Source organism: Candidatus Oleimmundimicrobium sp., assembly GCF_030651595.1.
Classification (GTDB): Bacteria; Actinomycetota; Aquicultoria; order UBA3085; family Oleimmundimicrobiaceae; genus JAUSCH01.
Genome location: NZ_JAUSCH010000005.1, coordinates 1 through 2,058 on the forward strand (window position 1 = coordinate 1; position 2,058 = coordinate 2,058).

The 2,058-nt window shown below is 41.8% G+C and carries 4 protein-coding genes; all 4 read left to right on the forward strand.

The annotated features are described in order from the left end of the window. On the forward strand, positions 1 to 214 hold a 214-nt coding region (locus Q7U95_RS00905), incomplete at its 5' end, for a hypothetical protein (RefSeq protein WP_308751398.1). A 48-nt stretch (positions 215 to 262) separates the two neighbouring features. Further along, complete coding sequence (locus tag Q7U95_RS00910; RefSeq protein ID WP_308751399.1) at positions 263 to 1,012, forward strand: tetratricopeptide repeat protein; 750 nt, start codon at positions 263 to 265, stop codon at positions 1,010 to 1,012. Beyond that, the gene (locus Q7U95_RS00915) at positions 1,009 to 1,146 is read left to right on the forward strand and encodes a hypothetical protein (RefSeq protein ID WP_308751400.1); all 138 of its coding nucleotides are present in this window, start codon (positions 1,009 to 1,011) and stop codon (positions 1,144 to 1,146) included. The genes Q7U95_RS00910 and Q7U95_RS00915 overlap by 4 nt, the downstream gene beginning before the upstream one ends. Before the next feature lie 50 nt (positions 1,147 to 1,196). Then, on the forward strand, positions 1,197 to 2,058 hold an 862-nt coding region (locus Q7U95_RS00920; protein WP_308751401.1), incomplete at its 3' end, for a hypothetical protein.

Here is a 2,058-nt window from a genome sequence, read left to right on the forward strand (position 1 = left end):
AGACTGCCACGCCCTTTGGGCTCGCAGTGACGGTAAAGACGTCATCACGAGGATCGCGGGGCCCCTTACCCGTCATTACGAGGACTTCGACGTTATGTCGGAGGACGAAGTAATCTCGCTGGCAATCTCTAAAATAGACTACGCTTATATTGAGTGGTTTAATATCGCAGAGTTTTTGGGCATTCTTTCTTTATTAATTAAAGAAAATCGGTGAAAATTACGATAATTAAAGTAAGGGTATTTTAAGTTGATTTAAGGAAAGGTGAGTCAAGTAGGAGAACACGAATTTAAAAAAGTCTCTAAAAGGAAAAAAATTATTTTAGGGGTTTTAGTGATAATTTTATTGGGAGGGGCAGGTTTATCTGTCTATTTTCGTGTACCCACATTTCTGTATACGCAGACGGGTGGGTTGAGCTCTTCTACAACGGATACGGGAAATTACAGAGAAAAGGCGCTTGATTTTTACGAGAAAAAAAAGTTTGAGGTGGCGGTAATCGAGTTAGAAAGAGCTGTTTTAAAAAACCCGGATGATTTTGAGGCACAATATCTTTTGGGTCAATCATATGAAGCTTTAGGTAAAATTAATAGCGCGATAGAGGCATACAAGAAGGCAGTTGAGCTAAGACCTGAAAATGCTCAGGTATATTATAATTTGGCAATTGTATATAAAGCGACGGGAGCTAATAGTTTGGCAATTAAAATGTTAGAAAAAGCTGTTAAAAACGACGAAGATTTTGTTGGAGCTCGCTTTATGTTGGCAAAAATGTATTTGGAGGAAAAACAGCCCTACAAGGCCAAAAGAGAACTTGAAAGAATAGTTGAGATTAATCCTTATGGATTTGATATGGCCGAAGTCCACTTGGAGCTCGGATTGGTTTATTTAAAAAACAATGATAAAGAAAAAGCCGTAGCCGAGTGGGAAAAAGCCCTGGAAATTAATCCGGACTATGGACTGGCAAAAGACTTGCTTGAAAAATATAATGTGCTTATTGATGAGGAGACTGTTAATTGATGGCCAAAATAACATATTTTAGCGTCATTGCGAGTCCTGATGTTTCGTCGGGGCGAAGCAATCTCGACAGCAACGATAAAATTCAACAGTCGGGTGGGCAAATAACCACAAAAACGGAAGAAGTCGTCCAATAGCCGTATTAGTTAAAATTTTGATTTTAAAGTTTGGGGAAGTGGAGCTAAAAATGAAATCTCTTTTAAGAAGTAAAAAGAGAATTAAACAAGGTTTTTTAGTCTTAACCATAGGTCTTTTGTGTGTAATTTTCTCAACCCTTAGTTTAGCTGCCAATGTTATAACCAATGGGACTTTTAATGGAAATTTAAGCGGCTGGACGCTTTCTGAAGCAGCTACCGGTAGTACTGACGACGGGATTTTATATAACACCGATACGGCTACGGCCGATGGCACGGGTTGTATGCGCGGCCAAACGAAGTTTGAGGCCGCTTGGGTCGGTAATGCTACCCAGAATTTTACCGTAAACAGCGGGGTTATTAGCGCAACTTTGAACTTTACGTGGAGAAAATGGGCCCTGGCCGATGCTTCTAGGAAGCACGATATTAAAGTTGAGTTAATTGACCCCGGTTCAACCACCCGTTATACATGGACAGACACTGCAACGCGAGGGACAGGCACAGGTAGTTGGAATGTTCAAAGCAACATAGACGTAAAAAGCAACATTCAGGCGGGAACAACGGGAAGCTGGACAATTAAGATATCGTGGGATTTGCAAGCTGGCCAGGATAAAGGGTATTGTGGCGCCGACTTCGACGATATAAGTTTGGATATTACCTGTGACACAACTCCTCCGGTAACTACTCTTTCAGTAAATCCCACATCTCCTGACGGCAATAACAGTTGGTATATAACTAACCCAACGGTTACTCTCACCAGAGATGAGCCGGGGGCCACTTATTATCAATGGACGGCACATGGTGTAGCTACTCCAACCACGGGATTTTCAACATACTCCGGGGCTGTTCAGTCGAGTACCGAGGGTTGGCGCGACATCTGGTATTACAGCGTTGACAATTACACAAATCAGGAGG